Origin of the sequence: Streptomyces sp. NPDC019937 (assembly GCF_040631655.1) — a bacterium.
Lineage (GTDB): Bacteria > Actinomycetota > Actinomycetes > Streptomycetales > Streptomycetaceae > Streptomyces.
In genome coordinates this window covers 192,936-207,714 of sequence record NZ_JBEYAL010000005.1, presented here as the reverse complement: position 1 = coordinate 207,714, position 14,779 = coordinate 192,936, and the positions used below count along the sequence as shown (strand labels likewise).

Below are 14,779 nucleotides of genomic sequence, written 5' to 3'. Positions count from 1 at the left end.
GGTGGGTCAGCGGGCGCTCACCCGGTCCCGGCGGCGGCCCTTCTCCCCGGAGGCCGCGCCCCCGTCCGCCTTCCCGCCGGGGTCTTCGGAGGTGCCGTCCGGAGAGCCGCCGCCGCCCGGGGAGCCACCGGAGGGAGCGCCGGACGAGGGCGCGGACTCCCCTTCGCTCAGCCCGAACCGGGTGTGCAGCCGCCGCAGCGGGCCCGGGGCCCACCAGGTGGCCCGGCCGGTCAGCTTCATCACCGCCGGTACCAGCAGACTGCGCACCACCATCGCGTCCATCAGCACGGCCAGGGCGATACCGAGGCCGAGCATCTTGGTGTTGGTGACCCGGGAGGTGCCGATGGCCACCATGACCACGGCCAGGATCAGCGCCGCCGCGGTGATCAGCCCGCCGGTGCGCCGCAGTCCGAACTCCACCGCCGCCTCATGGTCCCCCGTGCGCTCGTACTCCTCCTTGATCCGGGAGAGCAGGAAGACGCCGTAGTCCATGGAGAGCCCGAAGGCGACGCAGAACATCAGCACCGGCAGGGTGGTCTCTATGTCGCCGGAGCTGGTGAACGACAGTGGCCCGGACAGATGCCCCTCCTGGAAGACCCACACCATGGCGCCGAACATCGCGGTGAGGCTGAGCGCGTTGAGCAGCACGGCCTGGAGCGGGATCAGCACGCTTCCGGTGAGCAGGAAGACCAGCAGCAGGGTGACGGCGATGATGATCGCGCCCGCCCAGGGGACGCGGTCGCCCAGGGACTCCTTGGTGTCCACCAGGACGGCGGCGGTGCCGGTCACCGAGGTGCGGAACGGGGGATTCTGGGCCCGGATGTCCCGCACCAGGTCCTGGGTGGCGGGCTCCACGCCCTCGCCCTTGGGCTGCACGCTGAGATACGCCGCGCCGCCCGCCGCGCGCGCCGCCTCGGCCGGGCCGGGCCTGCCCACCTGGCGGCCGTCCGCGAAGTGCCCGGCCGGGCTGTCCACCCGCAGCACTCCGGGGAGGGCGGAGACCTTGGCGCTGTAGTCGGCGAGCGCGGCGGCACCGGGCTCGCCCTCGGCGAGGATCTCCACCCCGCCGCCGGGTCCGCCCGCGAAGCCGTCCCGGATGTGCTGCTGGACCACGTGGGACTCGGCGCCGGAGGGCAGCTGGCGGTCGTCCGCGGTGCCGAACTCCACCCGCAGGAAGGGCAGCCCCAGCGCCACCAGCCCGGCGACGGTGGCCAGCGCGAAGACCGGGGCGCGCCGCATCACCAGCCGGGCGAACCGCCCCCAGCCCGCGCCCGGTTCGGCCCGGTCGGCGGCGGCCCCGGCGGGGCGGCCGCGGCGCAGCAGCCGGGTGAGGTCCCACTTGTTGACCCGGTCGCCGAGCAGGACGAGCGCGGCGGGCAGCACGACCAGGGCGGCGGCCGCGGCGATGAGCACCACGGCGATGCCCGCGTAGGCGAAGGAACGCAGGAAGTACTGCGGGAAGACCATCATCGCGGCGAGCGAGACGGCGACGGTCAGCGCCGAGAAGAGCACGGTCCGCCCGGCGGTGCGCAGGGTGGCGGCGACGGCCGGAAGCGTCTCCCCGCCCGCCGCCAGCTCTTCGCGGAAGCGCCGCACGATGAACAGGGCGTAGTCGATGGCGAGCCCGAGGCCGAGCGCGGTGGTCAGGTTCTGTGCGAAGACCGAGACATCGGTGAACTCGGTGAGCACGCGCAGCACGGCGTCGGTGCCCAGGATGGCGATGACGCCGATGCCGAGCGGCAGCAGGGCGGCCACCGCGCTGCCGAAGACCATGACGAGCAGCACCAGGGTGACGGGCAGGGCCATCATCTCGGCGCGCAGCAGGTCTTCCTGAATGGTGGTCTGCATCTCCTGCTTGACCGCGACCGGTCCGCCGACGGAGACCTCGACCGGTCCGTGCTGTCCGCGGTAGTCGGGGGCGATGCGCTCCAGCGCCTTGCCCGCGGCCGTCTCGTCGCCGGTGATGCGCGCGGCGATGATCGCCTCACCGCGGTCCTTGCTGCGCAGGGCGGACGCGCCGGTGTCCCAGTAGGAGGTGACGCCGGTGACCGCCTTCTCACCCGCGAGCTTCTTGCCGAGCGCCCGGGCCTCGGCGGCGACCGCCGGGTCGTCCACCTTCTTGCCGCCGCTGTCGACGAGCAGGATGAGGTTGGGCTGGGAGGCGGGGAAGCGCTTCTCCAGCGCCTTGGTGGCGTACGAGGACTGGGACGCCGGGTCCTCCCAGCCGCCGCCGGACAGCCGGTCGGCGACTCCGCTCCCGGCCACGACGGCGAGCGCCGTGAAGAGCAGGGCGACCAGCAGGGACAGCCGCGGCCTGGCGGTGACGAGGCGGGTCCATCCTCCGATCCGCTCGCCGGGCGGCCGATTGACATCGGTCATGACGCGGTGTCCCCTTCACCTGTGCCCATGCGGCCGGCCCCGCTCGGGCAGGCAGGCAGCATGGGTCGCTGATTGCCACGAACGGCAAACACGAGCGACCGCTCGCATTTCTCAAGAATGCGAGCGGCCACTCGTGTTTGTCAATCGCACATGGGAAGCTGTGGATTGTGACCGAGAGCCAGGCAGACCGACCCGCGAACCCTCGCCGCAGGCAGGCGCGCGGTGAGCGCCGGATCCAGCAGCTGCTGGACGCCGCCGCCAGCGTCTTCTGCCGCACCGGCTACACCTCCGCGAGCACCAACGCGATCGCCCGCGAGGCCGGGGTCTCCCCCGGCACGCTGTACCAGTTCTTCCCGAACAAGGAGGCCATCGCCGTCGAGCTGGGCGACCGGCTCACCCGGCGGATGCGGGACGCCCACGGCGTGGCCTTCACCGACGAGAACGCCGCCCTGCCGCTCGGCGAGATGCTGGACGTGGTCCTCGACCCTTTGATCGAGTTCAACCGCGCCAACCCCGTCTTCCTCACCCTGATCTGCTCCTCCGACACCCCGGGCGTGGTCGCCGAGGAGCACGCCGCGCTCCACACCGCGCTGCAGGCCCGGGTCGAGGAGCTGATCGGCACCTACGCCCCCGAGCTGCCCGCGGAGCGCCGCACGCGCATCGCGACCATGGCGTTCGCGTTGTTCAAGGCCGGGCTGGAGCTGATCCTCTCCCACGAGGGCGAGGAGCAGGCGGCGTACATCTCCGAGATGAAGGCCTGCCTCTACGGGTACCTGGCCCCCGCCATCGGCACCGAGGCGGCGTCCGCCCGGCACTGACGCCCCCCTGTCGAGGGCGGGCACACCCCCGGCTTCCGGGAATACCCCCTAGGGGTATAAAGTTGAAAAGGTCAGGAGGCGCTGCGCCAACCGGCGCCCCTCGCGTACCGTCAGCCACTCCCCCACAGAGGAGAAATCCATGAGCCCCGAGGCGAACACCGTCACCGCCGTCTACCAGGTGACCGGCATGACCTGCGGCCACTGCGAGGGTGCCGTCGCCGAGGAAATCGGCGCCCTCGACGGCGTCAGCTCCGTCAAGGCCGTGGCCTCCACCGGCCAGGTCACCGTCGTCTCGGCCGCCCCGCTGGACGAGGCGGCGGTCCGCGCCGCCGTCGACGAAGCGGGTTACGAGCTCGCATGACCATCACGGCTCCCGCCGCCGGGCACGAGGCGCGGGTCGAGCTGGCCATCGGCGGCATGACCTGCGCTTCCTGCGCGGCGCGCATCGAGAAGAAGCTCAACCGGCTGGACGGCGTCACCGCCACGGTGAACTACGCCACCGAGAAGGCGCAGGTGTCCTACGGCAGCGGCGTCGAGGTCGCGGACCTCATCGCCACGGTCGTCAAGACCGGCTACACCGCCGAGGAACCGCCCCCCGCCGAGCCGGAACCCGAGCCCGGCAGCGCCGAGGCCACGGCCCCGGCGCCGGGCGAGCACGACCCGCTGCGCCACCGCGTGCTCGTCTCGCTCGTCCTGTCCCTGCCCGTCGTGGTGCTGGCGATGGTGCCCTCGCTCCAGTTCGACAACTGGCAGTGGCTCTCCCTCACCCTCGCCGCGCCCGTCGTCGTCTGGGGCGGGACCCCCTTCCACAAGGCCGCCTGGACCAATGCCCGGCACGGCGCGGCCACCATGGACACCCTGGTCTCCCTGGGCACCCTCGCGGCGCTCGGCTGGTCCCTGTGGGCCCTGTTCTTCGGCGACGCGGGCATGACCGGCATGCGGCACGGCTTCGACCTCACCGTCACCCGCGCCAACGGCTCGTCCTCGATCTATCTGGAGGCGGCCGCCGGGGTCACCACCTTCATCCTCATCGGCCGCTATCTGGAGGCGAAGTCCAAGCGGCGGGCGGGGGCGGCGCTGCGCGCCCTGCTGGAGCTGGGCGCCAAGGACGTCGCCGTCCTGCGCGGAGGCGAGGAAGTACGGATCCCCGTGCGCGACCTGGCGGTCGGGGACCGCTTCGTCGTACGCCCCGGCGAGAAGATCGCCACCGATGGCACGGTGGCCGAGGGCAGCTCCGCCGTCGACGCCTCGATGCTGACCGGCGAATCCGTACCGGTGGACGTCGCGGTCGGTGACACGGTCGCGGGCGCGACCGTCAACACGGCGGGCCGCATCGTCGTGGAGGCCACCCGGGTGGGCGCCGACACCCAGCTGTCCCGGATGGCCCGCCTGGTGGAGGACGCGCAGAACGGCAAGGCCGAGGTGCAGCGGCTCGCCGACCGGGTCTCCGGCGTCTTCGTGCCGATCGTGCTGCTGATCGCCGTGGGCACCCTGCTGGTCTGGTGGCTGACGACGAACGACGCGACCGCCGCCTTCACCGCCGCCGTCGCCGTCCTGATCATCGCCTGCCCGTGCGCCCTGGGCCTGGCCACCCCGACCGCGCTCATGGTCGGCACCGGCCGCGGCGCCCAGCTGGGCATCCTCATCAAGGGCCCCGAAGTGCTGGAGTCGACCCGCCGGGTGGACACCGTCGTCCTCGACAAGACCGGCACCGTGACCACCGGCAGGATGCGGCTGCACCAGACCATCCCCGCCCAGCGCACCGGCGAGGACGAGCTGCTGCGGCTCGCGGGCGCCGTGGAACACGCCAGTGAGCACCCCATCGCCCGCGCCATCGCGGACGGCGCGGCCGAGCGCACCGGGGCGCTCCCGGCGCCCGAGAGCTTCGGGTCCGTGCCCGGGCTCGGCGTCCAGGGCGTCGTCGAGGGACACGCGGTGCTCGTCGGCCGCGACACGCTGCTCGCCCAGTGGTCCATCGACCTGCCGGAGGACCTGGCGGCCGCCAAGGCCGCGGCCGAGGCGGAAGGCCATACGGCGGTCGCCGTCGCCTGGGACGGGCACGCCCGCGGCGTCCTCACCGTCGCCGACGCCGTCAAGGAGACCAGCGCCGAAGCCGTCGCCCAGCTGCGCGCCCTCGGCCTCACCCCGGTGCTGCTGACCGGCGACAACCGGCGCGTGGCCGAGTCGGTCGCCCGTGAGGTCGGCATCGACGAGGTCATCGCCGGCGTCCTGCCGCAGGACAAGGTCGACGTCGTGAAGCGGCTGCAGGACGAGGGCCGAACGGTCGCCATGGTCGGCGACGGGGTCAACGACGCCGCCGCCCTGGCCACCGCCGACCTCGGCCTCGCCATGGGTACCGGGACGGACGCGGCGATCGAGGCCGGTGACCTCACCCTCGTCCGGGGCGACCTGCGCGTGGCCGCCGACGCGATCCGGCTGGCCCGCCGGACCCTCACCACCATCAAGGGCAACCTGTTCTGGGCGTTCGGCTACAACGTCGCCGCGCTGCCGCTCGCCGCGGCCGGTCTGCTCAACCCGATGATCGCGGGCGCCGCGATGGCGTTCTCCTCCGTGTTCGTCGTGAGCAACAGCCTGCGACTGCGTTCCTTCACGGCGTCCACGGTCTCCACCAAGTCCCCATAAGCCGCACAACACCCATACACAAGAGCCTCGAATTTTGAATCGGGGCTCTTGCCCTTTTACGCCCCCATATGGCAAGAGACGCAGATCACAGACAACCCAACGTAACCATTGAGGGGGGTCGCGAGTCTAATGGGGCGGTGGGGATACGTCTTGGGGGACGCATCCTGCTACGCGTGGCCGGGGCGACGTACCCGGGGAGCTTTGAGCGGCCCTCCCGTACGTACGCGTCCCGGCAGATCGCGTCCGTACGAGCCCGTACGGCCCACAGAACGCCCGGGCCGGATCCCGTGGGGGGAATCCGAACCGGGACAAGGGAAGCGCCCCGCTCCGACCCGTGGGGGGATCGGCAGCGGGGCGCTTCTCGCTTTGTTCGGCGCCGCCTGTCAGGGCCGCGCTTCAGCGCTGTCTCTAGCGCTGCTCCACCGGGATGAAGTCACGCTCGACGACGCCCGTGTAGATCTGGCGCGGGCGGCCGATGCGGGAGCCCGGCTCCTTGATCATCTCGTGCCACTGGGCGATCCAGCCCGGCAGCCGGCCGAGCGCGAACAGCACGGTGAACATCTCGGTCGGGAAGCCCATCGCCCGGTAGATCAGACCGGTGTAGAAGTCCACGTTCGGGTAGAGCTTGCGCTCCACGAAGTAGTCGTCCGCGAGCGCGTGCTCCTCGAGCTTGAGCGCGATGTCGAGCAGCTCGTCGGACTTGCCGAGCGCGGAGAGGACATCGTGCGCCGCCGACTTGATGATCTTCGCCCGGGGGTCGAAGTTCTTGTAGACGCGGTGCCCGAAGCCCATGAGCTTCACGCCGTCTTCCTTGTTCTTCACCTTGCGGATGAAGGTGTCGACATCGCTGCCGGACGCCTGGATGCCCTCCAGCATCTCCAGCACCGACTGGTTGGCGCCGCCGTGCAGGGGGCCCCACAGGGCGTTGATGCCCGCCGAGATGGAGGCGAACATGTTGGCCTGCGAGGAGCCGACGAGCCGGACCGTCGAGGTCGAACAGTTCTGCTCGTGATCGGCGTGCAGGATCAGCAGCTTGTCGAGCGCGCTGACCACGACCGGGTCCAGCTCGTACTCCTGCGCCGGGACCGAGAAGGTCATGCGCAGGAAGTTCTCCACGTAACCGAGGTCGTTGCGCGGATAGACGAACGGGTGGCCGACCGACTTCTTGTACGCGTACGCCGCGATGGTCGGCAGCTTGGCCAGCAGCCGGATCGTCGACAGGTTGCGCTGCTTCTCGTCGAACGGGTTGTGGCTGTCCTGGTAGAACGTCGACAGCGCGCTGACCACGGAGGACAGCATCGCCATCGGGTGCGCGTCCCGCGGGAAGCCGTCGTAGAACCGTTTGACGTCCTCGTGGAGCAGCGTGTGGCGGGTGATGTCCTCACGGAACGCGGCCAGTTCGTCGACCGTCGGCAGCTCACCGTTGATCAGAAGGAAGGCCGTCTCCAGGAAGGAGGCGCGCTCCGCCAGCTGCTCGATGGGGTACCCGCGGTACCGCAGAATGCCCTGCTCACCGTCCAGGTAGGTGATGCCGGACTTGTACGCGGCGGTATTGCCGTAACCGGAGTCCAGGGTCACCAGACCGGTCTGGGCGCGCAGCTTGCCGATGTCGAAGCCCTTGTCGCCGACGGTGCTGTCGACCACCGGGTAGGTGTATTCGTCGTCTCCGTACCGCAGTACTACAGAGTTGTCGCTCACGTCATCCCTCACCGACGTCTGGTTCTCTTCCTCGAGGTGCCCTGACTCCCCCCACCTTCCCCTACTCGGGTGATGAACGTGCACTCGGGGTCGACTGAAGGGCCTTTTGGCGGCACTCAGTGCCGCCTCCACGGCCATCCTGCCCCGTTCGTCACCGTTCGGAAACCCTCTTGACACACTCGACTCCTATGCCCCGCCGAGCCGGTGATCCAGCGCCGTACAGCGTCGGCCCGCCGAGACGGTACGCACCGCCTGCCCGAGCGCGCGGCGCGATCCGACCAGCACCACAAGGCGCTTGGCCCGGGTCACCGCCGTGTACAGCAGGTTCCGCTGCAACATCATCCAGGCCCCGGTGGTCACCGGGATCACGACGGCCGGGTACTCACTGCCCTGGGAGCGGTGGATGGTCACCGCATAGGCGTGAGCCAGCTCGTCCAGCTCGTCGAAGTCGTACGGCACCTCCTCGTCCTCGTCCGTCCGCACGGTCAGCCGCTGCTCGTCGGTGTCGAGGGAGGTGACGACTCCAACCGTGCCGTTGAAGACCCCGTTGGCCCCTTTCTCATAATTGTTGCGGATCTGCGTCACCTTGTCGCCGACACGGAAGACCCGGCCGCCGAAACGCCGCTCCGGCAGGTCCGGCCGGGCCGGGGTGATGGCCTGCTGCAACAGTCCGTTGAGGGTGCCCGCGCCCGCCGGGCCACGGTGCATCGGGGCGAGGACCTGCACGTCACGGCGGGGGTCGAGGCCGAACTTCGCGGGCACCCGGCGGGCCGCGACATCCACCGTGAGCCGCCCGGCCTCCTCCGTGTCGTCCTCCACGAAGAGGAAGAAGTCCGACAGGCCCTGCGTGATCGGCGGGGCGCCGGAATTGATCCGGTGGGCGTTGGTGACCACCCCGGACTGCTGTGCCTGGCGGAAGATCCGGGTCAGCCGGACGGCCGGCACCGGGCTGCCGTCGGCCAGCAGATCCCGCAGCACCTCCCCGGCGCCGACGCTCGGCAGCTGGTCCACATCCCCCACGAACAGCAGATGGGCGCCCGGCGGGACCGCCTTGACCAGCTTGTTGGCCAGCAGCAGATCGAGCATCGACGCCTCGTCGACGACCACCAGGTCGGCGTCCAGCGGGCGGTCCTTGTCGTACGCGGCGTCCCCGCCGGGCTTCAGCTCCAGCAGCCGGTGCACCGTGGACGCCTCGGCCCCGGTCAGCTCGGCGAGCCGCTTGGCGGCCCGGCCGGTGGGGGCCGCGAGCACCACCTTGGCCTTCTTGGCGCGGGCCAGCTCCACCACGGACCGCACGGTGAAGGACTTGCCGCAGCCGGGGCCGCCGGTGAGCACCGCGACCTTCTCGGTGAGCGCGAGCCGCACCGCCTCGCGCTGCTCGGAGGCCAGGTCGGCGCCGGTGCGCTTGGCGAGCCAGCCCAGCGCCGCGTCCCAGTCCACGCCCTGGAAGGCGGGCATCCGGTCCTCCTCGGTGCGCAGCAGCCGCCGCACCTGACCGGCCAGCGAGATCTCGGCGCGGTGGAAGGGCACCAGATAGACCGCCGAGACCGGCTCGCCGTCCTCCGGGCCCGGCACCGGCTCGCGCACCACGCCCTCGTCCTCGGCCGCCAGCTCGCCCAGGCAGTCGATGACCAGCCCGGTGTCGACCTGGAGCAACTTCACGGCATCGGCGATCAGTTGCTCCTCGGGGAGGTAGCAGTGGCCCTGGTCGGCGGACTGGGACAGCGCGTACTGCAGACCGGCCTTGACCCGGGCGGGGCTGTCGTGCGGGATGCCGACCGATTGGGCGATCTTGTCGGCTGTGAGGAAGCCGATGCCCCAGACGTCGGCGGCCAGCCGATACGGCTCGTTCTTCACTATCGCGATCGACGCGTCGCCGTACTTCTTGTAGATCCGCACCGCGATGGAGGTGGAGACGCCGACGCCCTGGAGGAAGACCATCACCTCCTTGATGGCCTTCTGCTCCTCCCAGGCCGCGGCGATCATCTTCGTCCGCTTGGGGCCGAGGCCGGGGACCTCGATCAGCCGCTTCGGCTGCTCTTCGATGACGTCGAGGGTGTCGACGCCGAAGTGCTCGGTGATCCGGTCGGCGATCCGGGGGCCGATGCCCTTGATGAGGCCCGATCCGAGATAGCGCCGGATGCCCTGCACGGTGGCGGGCAGGACGGTCTGGTAGTTCTCGACGGTGAACTGTTTGCCATATTGCGGATGGGAACCCCAGCGGCCCTCCATCCGCAGCGACTCGCCCGGCTGTGCGCCCAGCAGCGAGCCGACGACGGTCAGCAGATCGCCCGCACCACGGCCGGTGTCGACCCGGGCGACCGTGTACCCGTTCTCCTCATTGGCGTAGGTGATCCTCTCCAGAACCCCTTCGACCACCGCGAGTTTGAGCATGCACCGACCGTACCGCCGGGGGCGGACACCGGGTCAGGGCGCGAAGCGAGCCTGTGGACATCCCGGAGGGCCCGCGGTGGCGGTTCGGGCGGAGTGGAACATCACGATCCGATTGCGGCCCGCTCCGGCATCTTGCCCCGCCCGCGTGTAATCGATTCCAATCTCCCTCGGCGTCATCGATGTAATCGATTCCACGAGGAGGTGGGGCGATGCCGGCCATCAAGGACGTGGCGCGGCGCGCCGGGGTCTCCGTCGCGACGGTCTCCCGGGTGCTCAACGACCACCCGTCCGTCCGCACGGACACCCGGGACAGGGTGCTCGCCGCCGTCGCCGACCTCGGCTACCGGCCCAACGCCGTCGCCCGCTCGCTGCGCACCCATCAGACCCGCGCCCTCGGGCTGGTCATCAGCGATGTGCTGAACCCTTTCTTCACCGAGCTGGCCCGCTCGGTCGAGGACGCGGCCCGGGACCGGGGCTACAGCGTGGTCATCGGCAACGCCGACGAGCGGCCCGAACTCCAGGACCACCACGTCCGCACCCTGGTGGACCGCCGCATCGACGGCCTGCTGGTCAGCCCCACCGACGGCGGCTCCCCGCTGATGCTGGACGCCGCCCGCACCGGCACGCCCATGGTCTTCGTCGACCGCTGGATCGAGGGCGAGGGGCTGGACGAGGTGCCCGTCGTGCGCACCGACGGCCGGGGCGCGGTCCGCGATCTGGTCGCCCATCTGCACGCCCTCGGCCACCGCCGGCTCGCCATCATCGCGGGCCCGGCCGCCACCACCACCGGGCGCGAACGGGTGGACGCCTTCCGCTCCGCCCTGCGCGAGTTCGGCCTCGCCCTGCCCGCCGACCACATCGGCCAGGGCGACTTCCAGGCCGACAGCGGGCGGCGGGTGACCGCCCGCTTCCTCGATCTGCCCGACCCGCCGGAGGCGATCTTCGCCGCCGACAATCTCATGGCGCTCGGCGCGATGGACGAGATCCGCTCCCGCGGGCTGCAGGTGCCCGACGACGTGGCGCTCGCCGCGTTCGACGACATCCCGTGGTTCGTCCACACCGATCCGCCGATCACCGCCATCGCCCAGCCCACCGGAGACCTCGGCCACGCCGCCGTCGGCGCGCTGATCGACCGCGTGGAGGGGCGGACCGCCGCATCGGTGACCCTGTCCGCCCGCCTGGTCCCCCGCCGCTCCTGCGGCGAGCCCGAAGGGAGCACGCCATGACCACGACGCCCAGCCCCGAGCCGGAACCGGCGGACCACGGGGCGGAGATCCTTCGGATGGAGGGGGTCCGCAAGACGTTCCCCGGCGTGGTCGCGCTGGACGGCGTCGACTTCGACCTCCGCCGGGGCGAGGTGCACGTCCTCCTCGGCGAGAACGGAGCGGGCAAGAGCACGCTGATCAAGATGCTGTCCGGCGCGCACCGCCCCGACGGTGGACGCGTGCTGGTCGACGGCGGTCCGGTCCGTATCCAGGGCGCACAGGACGCCGAGCGGTTGGGCATCGCCACCATCTACCAGGAGTTCAACCTCGTCCCCGATCTCAGCGTCGCCGAGAACATCTTCCTGGGCCGTCAGCCGCGCCGCTTCGGGCTGATCGACCGTACGGCGATGGACGAGCGGGCCGCCGAACTCCTCGCCCGCGTCGGCGTGGACGTCTCTCCCCGTACGCGCGTCCGCGACCTGGGGATCGCCCGGCTGCAGATGGTCGAGATCGCCAAGGCGCTCAGCCTGAACGCCCGCGTCCTGATCATGGACGAGCCGACCGCCGTGCTCACCACGGAGGAGGTCGACAAGCTCTTCCGGATCGTCCGCACCCTGCGCGCGGACGGGGTGGGCGTCGTCTTCATCACCCACCACCTGGAGGAGATCGCCGCCCTGGGCGACCGCGTGACCGTCCTGCGCGACGGCCGCAGCGTCACCCAGGTCCCGGCCACCACCGATCAGGACGAACTGGTGCGGCTGATGGTCGGGCGGTCCATCGAGCAGCAGTACCCGAGGGAGCGCCCGGCGTCCGGCAGCGCATCCGGCAGTGCGGGCGAGCCGCTGCTGAAGGTCCGGGGGCTCGGCCGCGGCGGCAGCTTCCAGGACATCGACTTCGACGTGCGTGCCGGGGAGGTGGTCGGCCTCGCCGGTCTCGTCGGGGCGGGCCGCACCGAGGTCGTACGGGCCCTCTTCGGCGCCGATCCGTACGACACCGGCACCGTCGAGGTCGCGGGCGTACCGCTGCCCCGCCATGACGTGGTCGCCGCGATGGACGCCGGGATCGGCCTCGTCCCCGAGGACCGCAAGGGCCAGGGGCTCGTCCTGGACGCGTCCGTGCAGGAGAACCTGGGCCTGGTCACGCTGCGCGGCGCCACCCGCGCCGGGTTCGTCGACCGGGCCGGGCAGCGCCGCGCGGCGGAGCGGATCGCCGAGCAGCTGGCGGTCCGGATGGCCGGGCTCGACCAGCACGTGCGCACCCTCTCCGGCGGCAACCAGCAGAAGGTCGTCATCGGCAAGTGGCTGCTCGCCGACAGCAAGGTGCTCATCCTCGACGAGCCGACCCGCGGCATCGACGTGGGCGCCAAGGTCGACATCTATCAGCTCATCAACGAACTCACCGCCTCCGGCCACGCCGTCCTGATGATCTCCAGCGACCTCCCCGAGGTGCTGGGCATGAGCGACCGGGTCCTGGTCATGGCGCAGGGCCGGATCGCCGGAGAGCTGACCGCGCGGGAAGCGACCCAGGACGCCGTCATGGCCCTGGCGGTGAAGGACGTCAAGGGCGTCGAAGGAAGCACAGACGGCGCCGACGAAGGAGTCGGCGCCAACGAAAAGGAGGGCTCCCGTGGCCACTGACACGCTCGCGTCCACGAAGGACCCCGGGGGCCCGGCCGTACTGCGCCGCGTGCTGCTCGACAACGGCGCGCTGAGCGCCCTGGTGCTGCTGGTGGCGGCGATGTCGCTGCTGTCCGGCGACTTCCTCACCACCGACAATCTCCTCAACGTCGGCGTCCAGGCGGCGGTCACCGCGATCCTCGCCTTCGGCGTCACCTTCGTCATCGTCTCCGCGGGCATCGACCTGTCGGTCGGCTCGGTGGCCGCGCTGTCCGCCACCGTGCTCGCCTGGTCGGCCAGTTCGCAGGGGCTGCCGGTATGGCTCGCGGCGCTGCTCGCCGTCGCCACTGGCGTCGCGTGCGGCCTGGTCAGCGGGGCGCTGGTGTCGTTCGGCAAGCTGCCGCCGTTCATCGCCACGCTCGCGATGCTGTCGGTCGGCCGGGGCCTCGCCCTGGTCATCTCGCAGGGCAGCCCCATCTCCGTCCCGGACTCGGTGTCCGGCCTCGGCGACACCCTCGGCGGCTGGCTGCCGGTCCCGGTGCTCGTGATGATCGCCATGGGCCTGATCACCTCCGCGGTGCTGGGCCGCACGTACGCGGGCCGCGCGATGTACGCGATCGGCGGCAACGAGGAGGCGGCCCGGCTCTCCGGCATCCGGGTGGGCCGTCAGAAGCTGGTCATCTACGCCCTGTCCGGCGGCTTCGCCGCGATCGCGGGCATCGTGCTCGCCTCCCGGCTGTCCTCCGCGCAGCCGCAGGCGGCGGTCGGCTACGAACTGGACGCGATCGCCGCGGTCGTCATCGGCGGCGCGAGCCTGTCCGGCGGCGTCGGCAAGGCGTCCGGCACGCTCATCGGCGCGCTGATCCTTGCCGTGCTGCGCAACGGGCTCAACCTGCTGGAGGTCTCCGCCTTCTGGCAGCAGGTCGTCATCGGTGTCGTCATCGCGCTCGCGGTGCTGCTCGACACGGTGCGGCGGCGCGCCGGGGCCCGCCCCGCGGCGCCGGGAGCGTCGGCGGGCGGTCCGTCCGGTGGCGGCCGTAAGGCGGCCGTGAACGCCGGGAAGTTCGCGGTGGCCGCCGTGGTCGTCGCCGCGTTCGCCTTCGGCTCGTCCCTGTGGCACTCCGGTTCCGACAGCGGCGCGAAGACCAAGGTGGGCCTGTCGGTCTCGACCCTCAACAACCCCTTCTTCGTCCAGCTCAAGGCGGGCGCGCAGGCCGAGGCCAAGCGCGCCGGGATCAGCCTCACCGTCACCGACGCCCAGAACGACGCCTCCCAGCAGGCCAATCAGATACAGAACTTCACCAGCCAGAACATGAAGTCGATCATCATCAACCCGGTCGACTCCGACGCGGCGAGCCCGTCCGTCAAGGCGGCCAACAAGGCCGGTATACCGGTGCTCGCGGCGGACCGCACCGTCAACAAGGCGGACATCGCCTCCCTGGTGGCCTCCGACAACATCGCGGGCGGCAAGCTCGCCGCCAGGACGCTGGCCGAGCGGCTGGGCGGCAAGGGCCGGATCCTGGTCCTCCAGGGCGTCGCCGGTACGTCCGCCTCGCGCGAGCGCGGCCAGGGCTTCGCGGAGGGGCTGAAGGCGTACCCGGGCATCAAGGTCGTCGGCAAGCAGCCCGCGGACTTCGACCGCACCAAGGCCCTGGACGTGACCACCAACCTGCTCCAGGCCCACTCCGGCGTGGACGGCGTCTTCGCCGAGAACGACGAGATGGCGCTCGGCGCGATCAAGGCGCTGGGATCCAAGGCGGGCAAGTCCGTCAAGGTCGTCGGCTTCGACGGCGAACCGGACGGCCTCAAGGCGGTACGGAACGGCACGCTCACCGCGACCGTCGCCCAGCAGCCCGAGCAGCTGGGGCGGCTGGTCGTACGGAACGCGATCAAGGCGGCGAAGGGCCAGAAGATCGCCGGCGCGGTCAAGGTCCCGGTGAAGGTCGTCGCGGCGAAGTGAACGGCTCACCGGCTGACACGTAACAGATGACAGGTGTCGGCTGACCACTGACGGATGACGGGGATC

9 protein-coding genes are annotated in these 14,779 nt (G+C 71.2%); 6 read left to right on the top strand and 3 right to left on the bottom strand.

Annotated elements, in window-relative coordinates; all coding sequences use genetic code 11:
* Window positions 1-6: 6 nt before the first annotated feature.
* Window positions 7-2,379 (bottom strand): MMPL family transporter, encoded by a 2,373-nt coding sequence (locus ABZ562_RS06690; RefSeq protein WP_361474910.1) that lies wholly within the window; start codon window positions 2,377-2,379, stop codon window positions 7-9.
* 167 nt (window positions 2,380-2,546) lie between these two features.
* On the opposite strand from ABZ562_RS06690, the gene ABZ562_RS06685 reads away from it, so the two are divergent.
* The 3 genes from ABZ562_RS06685 to ABZ562_RS06675 all read left to right on the top strand — a co-directional run bounded on the left by ABZ562_RS06685 (window position 2,547) and on the right by ABZ562_RS06675 (window position 5,840).
* The gene (locus tag ABZ562_RS06685) at window positions 2,547-3,197 is read left to right on the top strand and encodes a TetR/AcrR family transcriptional regulator (RefSeq protein WP_361474908.1); all 651 of its coding nucleotides are present in this window, start codon (window positions 2,547-2,549) and stop codon (window positions 3,195-3,197) included.
* Window positions 3,198-3,336: 139 nt separating this feature from the next.
* The gene (locus ABZ562_RS06680; RefSeq protein WP_361474906.1) at window positions 3,337-3,558 is read left to right on the top strand and encodes a cation transporter; all 222 of its coding nucleotides are present in this window, start codon (window positions 3,337-3,339) and stop codon (window positions 3,556-3,558) included.
* Window positions 3,555-5,840, top strand: coding sequence for a heavy metal translocating P-type ATPase (locus ABZ562_RS06675; protein ID WP_361474904.1), 2,286 nt, complete (start codon window positions 3,555-3,557; stop codon window positions 5,838-5,840). The genes ABZ562_RS06680 and ABZ562_RS06675 overlap by 4 nt, the downstream gene beginning before the upstream one ends.
* Window positions 5,841-6,248: 408 nt before the next feature.
* Here ABZ562_RS06675 and ABZ562_RS06670 read toward each other — a convergent pair whose 3' ends face one another.
* Window positions 6,249-7,538, bottom strand: coding sequence for a citrate synthase (locus ABZ562_RS06670; RefSeq protein WP_361474902.1), 1,290 nt, complete (start codon window positions 7,536-7,538; stop codon window positions 6,249-6,251).
* A gap of 186 nt (window positions 7,539-7,724) precedes the next feature.
* Window positions 7,725-9,932, bottom strand: a complete 2,208-nt coding sequence (locus ABZ562_RS06665) for an ATP-dependent RecD-like DNA helicase (RefSeq protein WP_361474900.1) — start codon at window positions 9,930-9,932, stop codon at window positions 7,725-7,727.
* Window positions 9,933-10,141: 209 nt separating this feature from the next.
* Between ABZ562_RS06665 and ABZ562_RS06660 the strand changes: the two genes are divergently transcribed.
* Genes ABZ562_RS06660 through ABZ562_RS06650 form a run of 3 tightly spaced genes read left to right on the top strand, consistent with a single transcriptional unit; the run spans window position 10,142 to window position 14,713 of the window.
* Window positions 10,142-11,158, top strand: a complete 1,017-nt coding sequence (locus ABZ562_RS06660) for a LacI family DNA-binding transcriptional regulator (RefSeq protein ID WP_361474898.1) — start codon at window positions 10,142-10,144, stop codon at window positions 11,156-11,158.
* Entirely contained in the window at window positions 11,155-12,774 is a 1,620-nt protein-coding gene (locus ABZ562_RS06655; RefSeq protein ID WP_361474896.1) for a sugar ABC transporter ATP-binding protein, read from the top strand. The genes ABZ562_RS06660 and ABZ562_RS06655 overlap by 4 nt, the downstream gene beginning before the upstream one ends.
* Window positions 12,764-14,713, top strand: a complete 1,950-nt coding sequence (locus ABZ562_RS06650) for a substrate-binding domain-containing protein (RefSeq protein ID WP_361474894.1) — start codon at window positions 12,764-12,766, stop codon at window positions 14,711-14,713. The genes ABZ562_RS06655 and ABZ562_RS06650 overlap by 11 nt, the downstream gene beginning before the upstream one ends.
* Window positions 14,714-14,779: the final 66 nt, after the last annotated feature.

Bases quoted from the DNA above. Each gene is read 5' to 3' on its own strand.
- ABZ562_RS06690 (WP_361474910.1), bottom strand. From the start codon at position 2,379: ATGACCGATGTCAATCGGCCGCCCGGCGAGCGGATCGGAGGATGGACC.
- ABZ562_RS06680 (WP_361474906.1), top strand. From the start codon at position 3,337: ATGAGCCCCGAGGCGAACACCGTCACCGCCGTCTACCAGGTGACCGGC.
- ABZ562_RS06675 (WP_361474904.1), top strand. From the start codon at position 3,555: ATGACCATCACGGCTCCCGCCGCCGGGCACGAGGCGCGGGTCGAGCTG.
- ABZ562_RS06665 (WP_361474900.1), bottom strand. From the start codon at position 9,932: ATGCTCAAACTCGCGGTGGTCGAAGGGGTTCTGGAGAGGATCACCTAC.
- ABZ562_RS06660 (WP_361474898.1), top strand. From the start codon at position 10,142: ATGCCGGCCATCAAGGACGTGGCGCGGCGCGCCGGGGTCTCCGTCGCG.
- ABZ562_RS06655 (WP_361474896.1), top strand. From the start codon at position 11,155: ATGACCACGACGCCCAGCCCCGAGCCGGAACCGGCGGACCACGGGGCG.